At 72.7% G+C, this 14,976-nt stretch carries 16 protein-coding genes; 5 read left to right on the top strand and 11 right to left on the bottom strand.

The features are described 5' to 3' along the window. Positions 1-20: 20 nt before the first annotated feature. From OHA30_RS26875 to OHA30_RS26855, 5 genes are all read right to left on the bottom strand, one after another. A complete protein-coding gene (locus tag OHA30_RS26875; RefSeq protein ID WP_328916448.1) occupies positions 21-1,169 on the bottom strand; it encodes an ATP synthase F0 subunit B in 1,149 nt (382 codons plus the stop codon). A 9-nt stretch (positions 1,170-1,178) separates the two neighbouring features. Beyond that, positions 1,179-1,658 (bottom strand): pantetheine-phosphate adenylyltransferase, encoded by a 480-nt coding sequence (gene coaD, locus OHA30_RS26870; protein WP_328916447.1) that lies wholly within the window; start codon positions 1,656-1,658, stop codon positions 1,179-1,181. An 80-nt stretch (positions 1,659-1,738) separates the two neighbouring features. Next, positions 1,739-2,320 carry a 16S rRNA (guanine(966)-N(2))-methyltransferase RsmD gene (gene rsmD / locus OHA30_RS26865; RefSeq protein WP_328916446.1) on the bottom strand — a complete coding sequence of 194 codons (582 nt, stop codon included), beginning with the start codon at positions 2,318-2,320 and terminating at the stop codon, positions 1,739-1,741. 38 nt (positions 2,321-2,358) lie between these two features. After that, complete coding sequence (recG, locus tag OHA30_RS26860; RefSeq protein WP_328916445.1) at positions 2,359-4,602, bottom strand: ATP-dependent DNA helicase RecG; 2,244 nt, start codon at positions 4,600-4,602, stop codon at positions 2,359-2,361. Positions 4,603-5,115: 513 nt separating this feature from the next. Beyond that, entirely contained in the window at positions 5,116-6,831 is a 1,716-nt protein-coding gene (locus OHA30_RS26855; RefSeq protein ID WP_328916444.1) for a DAK2 domain-containing protein, read from the bottom strand. Between the two features lie 213 nt (positions 6,832-7,044). On the opposite strand from OHA30_RS26855, the gene rpmB reads away from it, so the two are divergent. After that, positions 7,045-7,230: a 50S ribosomal protein L28 gene (rpmB, locus tag OHA30_RS26850; RefSeq protein ID WP_093737864.1), complete on the top strand. Its 186-nt coding sequence runs from the start codon at positions 7,045-7,047 to the stop codon at positions 7,228-7,230. Positions 7,231-7,409: 179 nt separating this feature from the next. On the opposite strand, the gene thiD is transcribed toward rpmB, so the two are convergent. Together thiD and OHA30_RS26840 are read right to left on the bottom strand one after the other, a co-directional pair. Beyond that, a complete protein-coding gene (gene thiD, locus OHA30_RS26845; RefSeq protein WP_328918009.1) occupies positions 7,410-8,195 on the bottom strand; it encodes a bifunctional hydroxymethylpyrimidine kinase/phosphomethylpyrimidine kinase in 786 nt (261 codons plus the stop codon). 50 nt (positions 8,196-8,245) lie between these two features. Next, positions 8,246-9,211 (bottom strand): thiamine-phosphate kinase, encoded by a 966-nt coding sequence (locus OHA30_RS26840; protein WP_328916443.1) that lies wholly within the window; start codon positions 9,209-9,211, stop codon positions 8,246-8,248. 158 nt (positions 9,212-9,369) lie between these two features. Here OHA30_RS26840 and OHA30_RS26835 point away from each other — a divergent pair, with 158 nt between their 5' ends. Both OHA30_RS26835 and OHA30_RS26830 read left to right on the top strand, forming a co-directional pair. Beyond that, positions 9,370-9,603, top strand: coding sequence for an Lrp/AsnC family transcriptional regulator (locus OHA30_RS26835; RefSeq protein WP_328916442.1), 234 nt, complete (start codon positions 9,370-9,372; stop codon positions 9,601-9,603). A 45-nt stretch (positions 9,604-9,648) separates the two neighbouring features. Next, entirely contained in the window at positions 9,649-10,131 is a 483-nt protein-coding gene (locus tag OHA30_RS26830; RefSeq protein ID WP_328916441.1) for a DUF3515 domain-containing protein, read from the top strand. Between the two features lie 61 nt (positions 10,132-10,192). Here OHA30_RS26830 and OHA30_RS26825 read toward each other — a convergent pair whose 3' ends face one another. The 3 genes from OHA30_RS26825 to OHA30_RS26815 are packed head-to-tail and all read right to left on the bottom strand — an operon-like array spanning position 10,193 to position 13,056. Continuing rightward, on the bottom strand, positions 10,193-11,329 hold the full coding sequence (locus OHA30_RS26825; RefSeq protein WP_328916440.1) for a D-alanine--D-alanine ligase family protein: 1,137 nt from the start codon (positions 11,327-11,329) through the stop codon (positions 10,193-10,195). A 12-nt stretch (positions 11,330-11,341) separates the two neighbouring features. Next, positions 11,342-12,343, bottom strand: a complete 1,002-nt coding sequence (locus OHA30_RS26820; protein ID WP_328916439.1) for an NAD(P)H-dependent glycerol-3-phosphate dehydrogenase — start codon at positions 12,341-12,343, stop codon at positions 11,342-11,344. Next, complete coding sequence (locus tag OHA30_RS26815; RefSeq protein ID WP_328916438.1) at positions 12,340-13,056, bottom strand: lysophospholipid acyltransferase family protein; 717 nt, start codon at positions 13,054-13,056, stop codon at positions 12,340-12,342. The genes OHA30_RS26820 and OHA30_RS26815 overlap by 4 nt, the downstream gene beginning before the upstream one ends. A 202-nt stretch (positions 13,057-13,258) precedes the next feature. Here OHA30_RS26815 and cofC point away from each other — a divergent pair, with 202 nt between their 5' ends. After that, positions 13,259-13,909 carry a 2-phospho-L-lactate guanylyltransferase gene (gene cofC / locus OHA30_RS26810; RefSeq protein WP_328916437.1) on the top strand — a complete coding sequence of 217 codons (651 nt, stop codon included), beginning with the start codon at positions 13,259-13,261 and terminating at the stop codon, positions 13,907-13,909. Between the two features lie 53 nt (positions 13,910-13,962). Next, positions 13,963-14,181, top strand: coding sequence for a hypothetical protein (locus tag OHA30_RS26805; RefSeq protein WP_328916436.1), 219 nt, complete (start codon positions 13,963-13,965; stop codon positions 14,179-14,181). A 161-nt stretch (positions 14,182-14,342) separates the two neighbouring features. Here OHA30_RS26805 and OHA30_RS26800 read toward each other — a convergent pair whose 3' ends face one another. Continuing rightward, on the bottom strand, positions 14,343-14,960 hold the full coding sequence (locus OHA30_RS26800; RefSeq protein WP_328916435.1) for an HU family DNA-binding protein: 618 nt from the start codon (positions 14,958-14,960) through the stop codon (positions 14,343-14,345). Between the last annotated feature and the right edge of the window lie 16 nt (positions 14,961-14,976).

The following is a 14,976-nucleotide window of genomic DNA, read 5'->3' as shown; positions in this document are numbered from 1 at the left end:
CTCGCTTTGGGCGGCCCCCGTCACAGACCCTGTTCCAGCTCCCGCAGCCGGTTGAGGTCGATCATCCCGGTGTCGAAGAAGCTGGTCTCGTCGAGCGCCGCGGGCTGCGCGTACCCCTGCTGCGGCAGGGGCTGCTCGCCCTGCTGCTGGTACGGGATCTGCGGTGCGTACTGCTGCTGCTCGTACCCCTGCTGCTGGTAGTCGTAGCCCTGGTCCTGCGGGTAGCCCTGCTGGACGTAGGGGTCGGCGTAGCCGGCCTGCTGGACGTACTCCTGCTGCTGGGGCTGGGCGTAACCGTCGCCCTCGTAGCCGCCCTGCTGCTGGTACGTCTCCTGGTAGCCGTACGCCGGGTCGGGCTGCTGGACCGGGACGGGAGCCTGGACCGGGGTGTCGTAGCCGTACTGCGAGAGGTCGGCGGGCTCGGCGCGCTCGGGGGCGGCGAGGCCGGCCATGTACTCGGCGTCGCTCTGCCGCTGGTGCCCGTCCACGCCGTCGGCGGCGTCCGCCGCGGCGATCTGCGCGGCCAGGTCGTCGATCGGGTTGTGCCCGGTGAGCTTGAGCCGGCCGCGGCCGACGGCTTCGAGGGTCTTGGTGAGCACGGCCTCGAAGGCGCCCATCTTGGCGTCCACGTACTCGTCCGCGCGGCGGCGCAGCGTCTCGGGGTCGCTGCTGCGCTCGGGGGCTTCCGGGTCGTCCTCGGAGTAGCCCTGCTCGTTGCCGTACGGGTCGCGGCCGAGCAGTTTCTCGCGGCCCCGGTCGACCGAGCCGATGGTCTTGGTGAGGACCACCTCGAAGTTGGCGAGCTTGCTGTCGACGTAGTCGTCGGCCTCGGCGCGGATCTCCTCGGCCTCACGGCGGGCCTCGGCGATGATCCGCTCGGCCTCGTCCTGCGACTGCCGGGCGATCTGGGTGTCGGAGACCAGCGAACCGCGTTCGGCGTGCGCCGACTCGATGATCCGCTGGGCCTCGCCGCGGGCCTGCTGGACCATCTGCTCACGGTCCCCGAGCAACTCCTGGGCCTGCGAGAGGGAACCGGGGAGCGCGGCCGACACCTCGTCGAGCATCGACAGCAGCTCGGCCCTGTTCAGCACGCAGGAGGCCGACATCGGCATGGATCGGGCGTTGGCGACGACGGCCGCGATCTCATCGAGCTTCTTCTGGACGTCCACGGCGGAAGCCTACTGCGGCCGGAGCCTCGCGTTGAGCGCGTCGAGAACCTGCGGCGGCACCAAGTGGGAGATGTCGCCTCCCCATTGGGCGACTTCCTTGACCAGGCTGGAGGACAGAAAGCTGTAAGCGGGATTGGTGGGGACGAACAGGGTCTCCACCCCGGACAGCCCGATGTTCATCTGGGCCATCTGCAGTTCGTAGTCGAAGTCGCTGACGGCGCGCAGGCCCTTGACGATGGCCGGGATCTCGCGCTGCTTGCAGAAGTCGACCAGCAGGCCGTGGAAGGACTCCACCCGTACGTTGCCGAGGTCGGCGGTGACCTGCTCGATCAGGTCGATCCGCTCCTCGATGTCGAACAGGCCCTTCTTGGACTGGTTGATCATCACGGCGATGTAGACGGTGTCGTACAGCCGCGAGGCGCGGGCGATGATGTCGAGATGGCCGTTGGTGACGGGGTCGAAGGACCCGGGACAGACTGCGCGGCGCAAGAGGGGTTCCTCGCTCTCCGTACGGGCGTTACGGGTACTGCGGGTGCTGCGGCTGGGGCGGGTGCCGGGCTCGGCCGGGCTCATGACCCGGCGGTGACCTCGGCGGCGCGACCGTACCAAAAGGTCGCCTCGCCGTACCGTCGGGACCGCAGGCCCTCGAACCCCCCGGGCCAGCCGAATTCGCCGCCTCGGGTCCTGCGCTCTACGGTGACCAGCGCTTCTCCGCTCAGCCAGTCATTGGCCAGGAGTGTGAGCAGGATCTCCCGCAGTTCGTCGTCGCCGACGTCGTAGGGCGGGTCGAGGAAGACCACGTCGTACGGCTGCCCGGGCGCGGGTCCCGCGACGGTCTTCTCGGCGCGCCCGGCCCGCACCTCGGCGCCCGGCAGGCGCAGCGAGGCGGTGTTCTCGCGGACGACGCGCAGGGCCCCCGGGTCGGCCTCCACCAGCAGGACATGGGCGGCGCCGCGGGACAGCGCCTCAAGGCCCACCGCGCCCGAGCCCGCGTACAGGTCGAGCACCCGCGCCCCTTCGAGGGTGCCGCGCAGCGACTGCCAGGTGGAGAAGAGCGCCTCCCTGGCCCGGTCCGAGGTCGGGCGGGTGCCTGTGCCCGGCGGCACGGCGAGGCGCCGCCCTCCGGCGGCGCCGGCGATCACGCGGGTCATGAACCGATCACATCGCCGACCCTACCCCTGACCGGCGCTCATCCCTTCTCCAGGTACTCCTCGCGGTCCGCGTCCAGCAGGCTCTCCAGCGCGCTGCGCAGATCAGGGTGCGCGGTCAGCTCGGGGTCGGCCGTCACCAGCGCGGTGGCCTCGTCGCGGGCGGCCGCGATGACCTCCTCGTCGTCGATGACGGTCAGCACCCGCAGCGAGGAGCGGTGGCCGGACTGGGCCTGGCCGAGCACATCGCCCTCACGGCGCTGTTCGAGGTCGATCCGGGAGAGCTCGAAGCCGTCGAGGGTGCGGGCGACCGCGTCGAGCCGGGTGCGGGCCGGGCTCGCCTCGGGGGCCTCGGAGACCAGCAGGCACAGCCCGGGGGCGGAGCCGCGGCCGACCCGGCCGCGCAGCTGGTGGAGCTGCGAGACACCGAAACGGTCGGCGTCCATGATCACCATCGCGGTGGCGTTGGGCACGTTGACGCCCACCTCGATGACGGTGGTCGCGACCAGGACGTCCGCCTGGCCCGCGGCGAAGCGGCGCATCACGTCGTCCTTGGCGTCGGGGGCCATCCTGCCGTGCAGCACCTCCACCCGCAGGCCGCCGAGCGGGCCCGCCGCGAGCTGCTCGGCGATGTCCAGGACGGCCAGCGCGGGCCTGCGCTCGGCGTCGTCGGGGTCCTGTTTCTGCTGCTTCTTCGGGCTCTTGCCCCCGCCCTTCGGTTCCTCCTCGTCGCCGATCCGCGGGCACACCACGTACGCCTGGTGCCCGGCCTCGGCCTCCTCGCGCACCCGCTCCCAGGCCCTGGCCAGGAAGTGCGGCTTGTCGGCGGCCGGTACGACATGGGTGGCGATCGGCGAGCGCCCGGCGGGCAGCTGGTCGAGCACGGAGGTCTCCAGGTCGCCGAAGACCGTCATGGCCACGGTCCGCGGGATCGGGGTGGCGGTCATCACCAGCAGGTGCGGCGGCCGTTCCGCCTTGGCCCGCAGGGCGTCGCGCTGCTCCACGCCGAAGCGGTGCTGCTCGTCGACGACGACCAGGCCCAGGTCGTGGAACTTCACCTTGTCCTCGATCAGCGCGTGTGTGCCGATCACGATCCCGGCCTCGCCCGTGACCAGGTCGAGCAGCGCCTGGCGGCGGGCGGGGGTGCCCATCGAGCCGGTGAGCAGTACGACCTTCGTACCGAGGTCCGTGCCGCCGAGCATGCCGGCGGACTCGGCCAGCTCGCCCATCATCTCGGTGATCGAGCGGTGGTGCTGCTGGGCCAGCACCTCGGTGGGCGCGAGCATTGCGGCCTGGCCGCCCGCGTCCACGACGCCGAGCATCGCCCGCAGCGCGACCAGTGTCTTGCCCGAGCCGACCTCGCCCTGGAGCAGGCGGTGCATCGGGTGGTCGGTGGCCAGGTCGGCGAAGACCTCGGCGGAGACCGCGCGCTGGCCCTCGGTGAGTGTGAAGGGCAGCTTCGCGTCAAAGGCGGCGAGCAGCCCGTCCGGGCCGGGGACCCTCGGGACGGCGGGCAGCGCGGAGTCCGCGGCCCTGCGGCGGGCGAGGGCGACCTGCAGGACGAAGGCCTCGTCCCACTTCAGGCGCTGTCTGGCCGCGTCGATGTCGGCCTTCGTACGCGGCCGGTGGATCTTCTCCAGCGCTTCGGGCAGCGGGCGCAGGTCCCGGCTTGCGCGCAGCGCTTCGGGCAGCGGCTCGCCGACGCCCTGCCACTGCGTGGCGCCGAGGGAGTTGAGCGCGGTGTCCACGGCCTGGGCGATCTTCCACGAGGTGATCTGCTTGCAGGCGGGATAGAGCGGGATCAGCCGGTTGGCGAAGGCGTCCACGGCCTCCTTCGCCTGCTCGCCGTCGTCCGCGTCCAGCAACTGGTAGTCGGGGTGGGCGAGTTGGCGGGTGCGGTTGAAGACGGAGACTTTGCCGGAGAACATTCCCCGGCGGCCCGGGATCAGCCGGTGGGCGTGCGCGTGGGCGGCCTTGCTGAAGAACACGAGGGTCAGTGAGCCGCTGCCGTCGGTCACCACGACCTCAAGACGTACGCCGGAGCCGCCGCCGTACGTCCTCTTGTCCGCTTTCGCGATCTGCGCGACGACGGTCACGTACTCGTCGACCGGGAGGTCGGCGAGGCGGGTCAGCTCCCCGCGTTCGGCGTACCGCCGGGGGTAGTGGTGCAGCAGGTCGCCCGTGGTGCGCAGGCCGAGGTGCTCTTCGAGCACTTTCGCGGTGCGGTCGCCGACGAGGTCGCGCAGGGGTTCGTCCAGGGGATTGGACACGTCATGGGAAGCCATCCCCCTCATCCTCCCCCACCCCTCCGACATTCCCCCGCGGATACGCGCGGGCGCGGTGCCCCGACGGGGGGTCGGGGGCGCCGCGCGCCCCGACCCGACCCGGCACCCGCACTCGCGGCGGCCGAAGCCGCCGACGCCGCGAACACGCAAGCGGCGAGCCGCCGCCTGCCAGGCGAACCGCGATCGGTCGGCTCGCCATCAGCACACGGCTCCCCGGCGGGTACCACGCAGGCGCGGCGAAACCCACACGCTGCCGCACCGGAACTCGACGGCCGCCCGCACCGGGACCCTCGCCGGCAGCGCGGCAGGCGAGCGGTGTCGCGCGGCTCGCACGGGCGGTGAGCGACCGTCTGCCGGCCGGCCCGCGTCGCGCGGGCAGCACGCAGCCTGCTGGGCGGCGCCCAGCTTCCGTGCAGGTGGGACGGGCGCCCGGTGCCGGAGCCGCGTGCGGCGGCGGTTGGTTGGAACGCGTTGCGGCGGGAGTGCGTGGCCTCCCCGGGGGTGGGCCGTGGGTTATTCGACGCCGATGAGGAGGGGGGAGGGGTCCTGGCCGCCATGGTAGACGACCGTGTCGACGGCCATGTGGCCGTCGCGGACGTGGGACTCGACGCGGGCGGCGAGGTCGGGCGGGGCCGTGGCGCCGAGGACGAGGGTGACCAGCTCGCCGCCGGCGGCCAGCATGCGGTCGAGGACGGTCGTGGCCGTCCCGGCGACGTCCGCGCCGATCACCGCCACGTCGCCGTCGATCAGGCCGAGCACGTCGCCGGCCTGGCAGACCCCCGCCATGGTCCACGACCGGTGCTCGGCGACGGCCAGTTCGGCGTACCGGGTGGCGCCGGCCGCCGCCGTCATCGCGACCACGTCCTCGTCGAAGCGCCGGGTCGGTTCGTGGACGGCGAGGGCGGCCAGCCCCTGGACCGCCGAGCGGGTCGGGATGAGCGCGACCCGCACCCCGTCGCCCCGGGCCTGCTCGGCCGCGGCCGCGGCGGCGTGCCGCAGCTCCGTGTCGTTGGGCAGCAGCACGACCTCCCGCGCGTGCGCCGTACGGATCGCGGCCGCGATCTCGCCGCTGGCGGGCTGCTCCCCCGGCCGTACGGCGACCACGGTCGCCCCCGCCTGCGCGCACAGCGCGGCGAGCCCGTCGCCGTGGACGACGGCGACCACCGCCCGCAGGGCGGGCTCCCCGCGCGGGTGCTGCCGGGTCTGGTCGCCGAAGTGCGTGACCCTGATCCGGTACGGCCGCCCGGCCTCGATCCCCGCCTCGATCACGGCGCCCACGTCGTCGGTGTGGACGTGCACGTTCCACAGCCCGTCGCCGCCGACGACCACCAGTGAGTCGCCGAGGGCGTCCAGCCGCGCCCGCAGCGCACGGACGGCCGGGTCGGCGGCCTCCAGCAGGTAGATCACCTCGAAGCCGGGCCCGTCGCCGGCCGGCGGCCCGTCGGCCGCGCAGAGGTCGGCCTCCGCGAAGGCCGCACCGGCCTGGTCGGCGGCGGCGTGGACATGACGGAAGGACGTACCGGACCCGGCGGTCTGCGCCGGGGGCGCCTGCCCGGTAACCGCCTCGCAGAGCGCGCCGAGGACGGCGACCAGACCGAGCCCGCCGGCGTCGACCACACCGGCCCGCCGCAGCGCGCCCAGTTGCCCCGGCGTGGCCGCCAGCGCGGCCAGCGCGCCGGAGTGCGCCGCGCGCACGACCTCGGCGAGCCCGCCGGCCGCGGCCTCGGCGGCGTCCGCCGCACCCGTGGCGACGGTGAGCATCGTGCCCTCGACCGGCCGCGCGACGGCCGCGTACGCCGAGGCGGCGGCGACCCGCAGGGCCCGCCGCAGGTCGTCGGGGGTGGCCGTACCGGTGGCCGGGGACGGGCCCCCCGGGGAGTCCGCCGGGCAACCCTCCCCGCCGAGCCCGGAGTTCATCCCCCGCAGCAACTGCGCCAGGATCGTGCCCGAGTTGCCCCGCGCCCCGATGAGAGCGCCGTGCGACATCGCCCCGAACGCCTCGGCGAAGGTGGGCCGGGAGTCCGCGGCCCCGGCCGCGCCGTGGCCGTCGAAGACCGCCTCGACCGACTGGGCGGCGGACTCGACCGTCAGATAGAGGTTCGTCCCGGTGTCCCCGTCCGCGACCGGATAGACATTGATCGCGTCGATCTCCTCGCGGGCCCGCCCCAGCGCCCGCAGGGAGAGCCGGCACCAGGCGCGCACCGCGGAAGCGTCGAGCGTGGGCGGCAACACGTCCTCCTGCGGAACACCGGAAACCAAGGGGCTGCTTCTGGTGAGCTTAGGGCCATGGCCGCGGGGGTACGTGGGGGCGGGGCCGGACGGGAGGGCTCCCGGACCATGGTAGTTTCGTTGTACGGGAGCAGGCGTTGTATGCTGCTCCGGTTGCCCGGGGCTCTCTCGGGCTTTTCATCGTAAATGCATCTGAAGTCTTTGGAGTGACCCGTGGCTGCTAACTGCGACGTCTGCGGCAAGGGGCCGGGCTTCGGCAACAGCATCTCCCACTCGCACCGCCGTACCCCGCGTCGTTGGAACCCCAACATCCAGCGCGTGCGTGCGGTCGTCGGGAAGACGCCGAAGCGGCTCAATGTCTGCACCTCGTGCATCAAGGCCGGCAAGGTCACGCGCTGACCGTCTCTCCGCTCACGCGGAGCTGACCCCGGTCTCGCGTCGACGCGTCATACGTACGTCGTAGCGGCGCGGCCTTAGCGGCTACTCGAAGCCGGTCCACCTCCGGGTGGGCCGGTTTTGCCGCGTTCCCCAAGCCTTCGGCAGGCCCGGCCGCCAAAAGAGCCGAAGACCGGCCCACTTCACCCCCGCGTACGCCACCCGTGGTCCACCGGCCCGGTCCCCCCGCCCAGCGGGAAGCCAGCCGCGATGGCACCGCTCACGTACTCCTTCGCCCGGCCCACCGCCGTCGGCATGTCCTCCCCCAGCGCGAGGTACGAGGCCACCGCGCTCGCCAGGGTGCAGCCCGTGCCGTGGGTGTGGCGGTTGGCGATCCGCGGGGCGCGGTACCAGTGCTCGGCGCGGCCGTCCGTGAGCAGGTCGACCGCTTCCGGGGAGGCCGAATCCGCCAGGTGCCCGCCCTTGATGAGCGCCCACCGGGGCCCGAGGGCCAGCAGCGCCGCCCCGGCCGCCCGCATCCCCTCCTCGTCATGGACGACCATCCCGGTCAGCTGCGTGACCTCGTCCAGGTTCGGTGTGACCACGGTCGCCGCGGGCAGCAGCCGGGACCGTACGACGTCCAGCGCCGCCGCGTGCAGCAGGGTGTCCCCGTGCTTGGAGACGCCGACCGGGTCCACGACGACGGGTACGCCGAGACCGGTGACGAGTTCGGCGACGGTGGCGGCGATCGCGGCGGAGGAGAGCATGCCGGTCTTGACGGCCTCCACCCCGATGTCGTCCACGACGGCACGGAACTGGGCGCGTACGGCCTCCGGCGGCAGCTCCCAGGAGCCGTGCACCCCGCGGGAGTTCTGCGCGGTGACCGCCGTGACGACGCTCATGCCGTGCACTCCGAGGGCGAACGCCGTCTTGAGGTCGGCCTGGACGCCGGCGCCGCCGCCGGAGTCGGAACCGGCGATCGCCAGCATCCGGGGCGGCGCGCCGTTCACCCGCTCCCCCGGGTCCGGCGCGCGTCCGCTCACAGATCCTCGCCGAAGTGGTCCCAGCCGCCCGCCTTGGCCCAGGGAGCGCCGTCCACGGTGACCTGCGGGGTGCGGCCGGCGGGCGCGGTCACCTCGCCGATGATCCGCCAGCGGGCCGGCAGCTTCACGTCCCGGGGGAAGGCGGCGACGATGGCATGGTCCTCGCCGCCGGTGAGCACCCAGTGCATCGGGTCGACCCCGACGGCCTGGCCGATGTCCGTCATCTGGGCGGGTACGTCGATGTCGGCGGACCGCAGGTCGATGTCGACACCGCTGGCGACCGCGATGTGCCCGAGGTCGGCCACCAGCCCGTCGCTGACGTCGGTCATCGCGGTGGCGCCGAGGTCGGCGGCCGCCGGGCCCGCGTGGTACGGCGGTTCGGGGCGGCGGTGGGCCTCCACGAAGGCCCGGGGCGAGCGGAACCCCCGGGAGAGCACGGCCAGTCCGGCCGCGGACCAGCCGAGCCAGCCGGTGACGGCGATGAGATCGCCGGGGCGCGCTCCCGAACGGGTGACGGCCTCCCGGTTGCGAAGATCACCCAGAGCGGTGATCGCGACCGTGATGGTGTCGCCGCGTACGACATCGCCGCCGACCACGGCCGCGCCCGCGACCTGGCACTCGTCACGGATGCCGTCCATCAGCTCCACCGGCCAGGTGGCGGGCAGTTCGGCGGGGACGACGAGCCCGAGCAGCACGGCGGTGGGCACCGCTCCCATGGCGGCGATGTCGGCGAGGTTCTGCGCGGCGGCCTTGCGGCCGACGTCGTAGGCGGTGGACCAGTCGCGCCGGAAGTGGCGGCCTTCCAGCAGGACATCGGTGGTGGCGACCACCCGACGGTCCGGCGCGGTGACGACGGCCGCGTCGTCCCCGGGGCCGATCTTCACGGCGGGGGTCGAGGTGAGGCGGGAGGTCAGTTCCCTGATGAGCCCGAACTCCCCCAGCTCGCCCACAGTCCCCTTCATCGGTTCGTCCCCTTCGGTCTCGGCATCCGCCGGTTTCGCTGTGTGTTTCCCGTCAATACGGGGGTCAGGTACCGCGCGGGTCTCCCCGCTGTGCGCGACGACGCGATAACGTGGCGTCCCCCTCCCCACATGATCCTCGTAGCCGCTCTGGAGGTTCCGTGGTACAGGCGTACATCCTGATCCAGACCGAGGTCGGAAAGGCCTCGGCAGTAGCGGAGGTGATCTCCAAGATCAACGGAGTCATCCAGGCCGAAGACGTCACAGGTCCCTATGACGTCATCGTCCGGGCCCAGGCCGACACGGTCGACGAACTCGGCCGCATGGTGGTCGCCAAAGTCCAGCAAGTGGACGGCATCACCCGTACTCTCACCTGTCCCGTCGTGCATATATAGCCCCCCACCGAGCCCGGTTCCCTGGGCTCTTCATATGCTCGCCCGGTGAGGTTCTATCGTCGCCGGGCCGTACTGATCGCCGTGTCGACCGCCGCCTGTGTCTCAGCGGCGGCGGTCTACGCTCTCATCTCCGCTACGGACGACACGGTCGCCGTACCGGTTCCTGACGCACACGTGGCCGGCTACTGCCGCGCGCTCCACGCCGAACTGCCGCGCGAGGTCGCGGGGCTGCCCCGGCATGATCTCAAGCCGGGGTCCGAACTGACCGCCGGGTGGGGAAATCCGGCCATTGTGCTGCGCTGCGGGGTGCCGCGCCCGGCGGCCGACGGTCTGGTCTCGACACCGGCGGCCGAGGTGGGCGGCGTCAGCTGGTCCTTCGAGGAGGGCGCCCACGGCAGCGTGCGGCTGACCACGACCCTGCGCAAGGCGTATGTCGAGCTGACGCTGCCCGAGAAGTACGCCCACGACGCGACTCCGCTCGCCGATCTGGCGGCCGCGGTCAAGCACACGATCCCCGAGGGGATCTGACCCCGGAGGGCGGGCGCTCGGCGCGCCCTCCGGAGCCGGTGGTCCGGCGCGGCGGGACCGCTCAGCGCAGTCCGGTCGAACGGCGCAGCGCGGCCTGGATGAGCAGGTCGATGAGTTCGGGGTAGCTCACCCCGGTCTCCTGCCACATGCGCGGATACATGGAGATCGGCGTGAAACCGGGCATGGTGTTGATCTCGTTGATCACGAACTCGCCGCTGTCCAGCAGGAAGAAGTCGGCGCGGACCAGTCCTTCGCAGGAGGCCGCCTCGAATGCCTCGACGGCGAGCCGCCGTACCTCCGCGGTCTGCTCGTCGGTGAGCGGAGCGGGCACCACGCCTTCGGCGGAGTCGATGTACTTCGCCTCGAAGTCGTAGAAGGCGTGGCTGGTGACCGGCGGGATCTCGGCCGGCACCGAGGCGCGGGGGCCGTCCTCGAACTCCAGGACGCCGCACTCGATCTCGCGGCCGCGCAGCAGCGCCTCGACGATGACCTTGGGGTCGTGCCCGCGGGCCTCTTCGAGGGCCGCGTCCAGTTCGTCCGGGCCGTCGATCTTGCTGATGCCGAAGGACGAACCGGCCCTGGCGGGCTTGATGAACAGCGGCCAGCCGTGCTCGCCGGCGAAGTCGGCGACCCTGCGGCGCACCGACTCGGCGTCCCGTTCCCACTCGCGCGGGCGGATCACCGTGTAGGGGCCGACGGCCAGGCCGAAGGAGGTGAAGACCCGCTTCATGTACTCCTTGTCCATGCCGACGGCGGAGGCGAGCACGCCCGCGCCGACGTAGGGGACGCCGGAGAGTTCCAGCAGGCCCTGGAGGGTGCCGTCCTCGCCGTAGGGGCCGTGCAGCATCGGGAAGACGACGTCGACCTCGCCGAGCGCCTTGGGCACCGCGCCCGCCTCGGTGTAGACGATGTCGCGGTTGCCCGGGTCCACCGGCAGCGCGACGACGCCCTCGTGGTCGGTGACCTGCTCGACGGTCGGCATCCGGCGGTCGGCGATCGCCATCCGTTCCGGCTCGTCTGCGGTCAGCGCCCAGCGGCCCTCGGTGGTGATGCCGATGGGCAGGACGTCGTACTTGTCGCGGTCGATGGCGCGCAGCACGCTGGCGGCGGTCACCACGGACACTCCGTGTTCGGAGCTGCGCCCGCCGAAGACGACGGCGACGCGCGGTTTGCGGTCGGAATTCTGCAGGTTGCTCATGTCGCGTTGACCCTACCGTTCCGGCTTGGCGGAGCGTGACATCAACTCCTTGAGTGCTGCCACCGGCGATTTGCCGTTGTGCACGATGTCGACCACCGTCTCGGTGAGCGGCATGTCGACGCCGTGTCTGCGGGCCAGATCGGCCACGGATTCGCAGGACTTGACGCCCTCCGCGGTCTGGCTGGTGACGGCGATGGTCTGGGCGAGACTCATGCCACGGCCGAGGTTGTGCCCGAAGGTGTTGTTGCGGGACAGCGGCGAGGAGCAGGTGGCGACCAGGTCGCCCATCCCGGCCAGCCCCGCGAAGGTGTACGCGTCGGCGCCCATCGCCAGGCCCAGCCGGGTGGTCTCGGCCAGTCCGCGGGTGATCAGCGACGCCTTGGTGTTGTCGCCCAGGCCCATGCCGCCCGCGATGCCGACGGCGAGCGCGATCACGTTCTTCACCGCGCCGCCCAGTTCGCAGCCGACGACGTCGGTGTTGGTGTACGGGCGGAAGTACGAGGTGTGGCAGGCGGCCTGGATCCGGCGGGCCACCGACTCGTCCCGGCAGGCGACGACGGACGCGGCGGGCTGCCGGTCGGCGATCTCGGGGGCGAGGTTGGGTCCGGAGAGCACCGCGACGCGCTCGGGTCCTGCCTTGGTGACGTCCTCGATGACCTCGCTCATCCGCTTGGCGGTACCGAGTTCGATGCCTTTCATCAGGCTGACCAGCACCGCGTCCGGGCGCAGCAGCGGCGCCCAGGCGGCGAGATTGGCGCGCAGCGACTGCGAGGGGACGGCGAGTATCACGAACTCGGCGTCGGCCGCGGCCCGCGCGGGGTCGGCGGTGGCCGTGACGGAGGCGGGCAGTTCGAGGTCGGGGTGGTAGTCGGGGTTGCGGCGGGTGGTGTTGATGGCGTCGACCACGTCGGCGCGGCGGCCCCACAGGGAGACCTCGCAGCCCGCGTCGGCGAGCACCATCGCGAAGGCGGTGCCCCAGGATCCCGTGCCGTAGACCGCGCAGCGGGCGGTCACGCGCTCCTCCGGGTCTTGCGGGGGTCGTACAGGGCGGCGGGGGCGGGCTCGCCGCGGACTTCGGACAGCAGGTTCGTCACCGCTGCCATGATGGTCTCGGTGACCGCGCGCAGCACCTCGGCGGTCGGTTCGAGTCCGTAGTACGCGCTCAGGTCGACCGGCGGACCGACCAGGACGTGGTGGGTCTTGCGCGGGAAGGGGTGCGGGCGCTTCGAGTACGGCGGCAGCACTTCGTTGGCGCCCCACTGGGCGACGGGGATGACGGGGGCCTTGGTGAGCAGGGCGACCCGGGCGACGCCGGTCTTGGAGACCATCGGCCACTGGTCGGGGTCGCGGGTGATGGTGCCCTCGGGGTAGAACACCACGCACTCGCCCCTGTTGACCCCCTCCACGGCGGCGCGGAACGCGGCGGCGGCGTCGGCGGTGGCCCGGAAGACCGGGATCTGGCCGGTGCCGCGCATCACACGGCCGATGAAGAACGGGGTGAACAGCGACGCCTTCGCGAGGAAGCGGGGGATGCGGCCGGTGTTGTACTGGAAATGCGCATAGGCGAACGGGTCGAGGTGCGAGTTGTGGTTCACCGCCGTGAGGAATCCGCCCTCGGCCGGAATGTGCTCCATTCCTCGCCAATCCCGCTTCAACAGCACAATGAGCGGCGGCTTCGCGATGACGGCCGCCAGGCGGTACCAGAAACCGATTCTGCGGCGGGACACCCGGACTCCTCTTCGTTGCGAGGGCGCCGCGCCCGTGCGGCGCCCGATCGGCCGCACCAGCATCGCGGCTAGGCACACCGTAACGCCACACCTTCGCCCGCCGCGGGGCACCTCTGATACCGGTGCACACCGTGTGCGCCACACCACTCACAGGGGCGCGCCCGCGCCCCGCACGGCCGCCTCGCGCCCGCACAATGGCGGGGTGGATGTCGTGGGGAAGTGGTCGCTGGTCGTGCCGCTGAAGCCGCTGGCTTTGGCGAAGAGCAGGCTGGCGCCGGCGGCGGGCGCGGTACGGCCCGCACTGGCGCTGGCGTTCGCGGTGGACACCGTGACGGCGGCGCTGGCGTGTCCGGAGGTCACGGACGTGACCGTGGTGACCGACGACCCGACCGCCGGGCGGGAGTTGGCGCGGCTGGGGGCGTTCGTGGTGCCCGACCGGCCCGCCGCGGGTCTGAACGCGGCGCTGCGGCACGGCGCCGAGCGGGTACGGGACCGCAGGCCGTACGCGCCGGTGGCGGCGCTGAACGGCGATCTCCCGGCCTTGCGGGCCGACGAACTGGCCGGGGTGCTGCGGGCGGGCGCGGGCGCCGGGGAGCGGGCGTTCCTGGCCGATGCGGCCGGGGTGGGGACAACCTTGCTCAGCGCCGGTCCCGGTGTGCCGCTCTCCCCCGCGTTCGGCGGCCCGTCACGGGCCCGTCATCTGGCGTCGGGGGCACGTGAGATCACACTCACCGACGTCCCCTCGGTCCGGCAGGACGTGGACACCCTCGACGACCTGCGGGCGGCCCTGGCCCTGGGCGTGGGGGTACGCACCGCGCCGCTCTTCGCCGCCCTGGTGCCGCCGGGCCGCTAGGGCGGGTCCTGGCCGTTGGCGGGCGGCGGCGGTCAGACGGCAAGATGGGCCGCATGCAGGCAACCGCGTTCACCTTCGATCCCGACACCCGCGCCGGCAGTGTGCTGCTGGACGACGGGACGCCGCTGCCCTTCGACACCGCCGCGTTCGACGCGGGGGAGCTGCGGCTACTGCGGCCGGGCCAGCGGGTGCGGATCCGTACCGAGGGCGCGGGGGACGCCCGCCGGGTGGTCTTCGTGACGCTGCAGACGTTCGCGGACCCGGCGGCGTAGCACCTTCGCGGGCGCGGGGCCCGCGCGGGCAGGGCCTTCGCAGTACCCGGAGCCCTCCGTGGACAGGGCCTCGCGGCCCGTCCGGACATGGCGCGGGCCGGGCTCCCTGGACGGGGGCCCGGCCCGGCGCGGTCGTACGGCCGACGGCGCGGCCGTGCCTATCACCTCGCGGCGGTGCGCTTCGCCGTGGTCTTGCGCGCCGACGCCCGCCGGGCCGGGGCCTTCTTGGCGGTGGCCTTCTTGGCCGGCGCCTTCTTGGCGGCGCTCTTCTTGGCGGTCGCCTTCTTCGCCGTCGTCTTCTTCGCCGTGGTCTTCTTGGCCGCGGTGGTCTTCGCCGCGGTCTTCTTGGCGGTGGCGGTGGTCTTCTTCGCGGCCGTGGTCCTGGCGGTGGCCTTCTTCGCCGCCGCCTTCTTGGTGGTGGTCCTGGCCGTGGTGGACGGACCGCCGCTCAGGCTGCCCTTGGGGGCCTTCTTGACGGCGACCTCGCCGCCGCGCGGCAGCTTCTTCGTCCCGCTGACCAGGTCCTTGAAGCCCTGTCCCGCGCGGAACCTCGGCACGGAGGTCTTCTTGACCCGGACCCGCTCCCCGGTCTGGGGGTTGCGAGCGTAGCGGGCCGGACGTTCGACCTTCTCGAACGAACCGAAGCCGGTGACCGACACCCGGTCGCCGGACACCACCGCGCGGACGATCGCGTCGAGAACCGCGTCAACCGCGTCCGCGGCGGCCTGTCGGCCGCCTACCTTGTCGGCAATCGCTTCTACGAGCTGCGCCTTGTTCACGTCTTCCCCTTCGGAA

Source organism: Streptomyces sp. NBC_00223 (genome assembly GCF_036199905.1).
In the GTDB taxonomy this organism is placed as follows: domain Bacteria; phylum Actinomycetota; class Actinomycetes; order Streptomycetales; family Streptomycetaceae; genus Actinacidiphila.
This window is presented reverse-complemented; position numbering and strand designations above follow the sequence as displayed.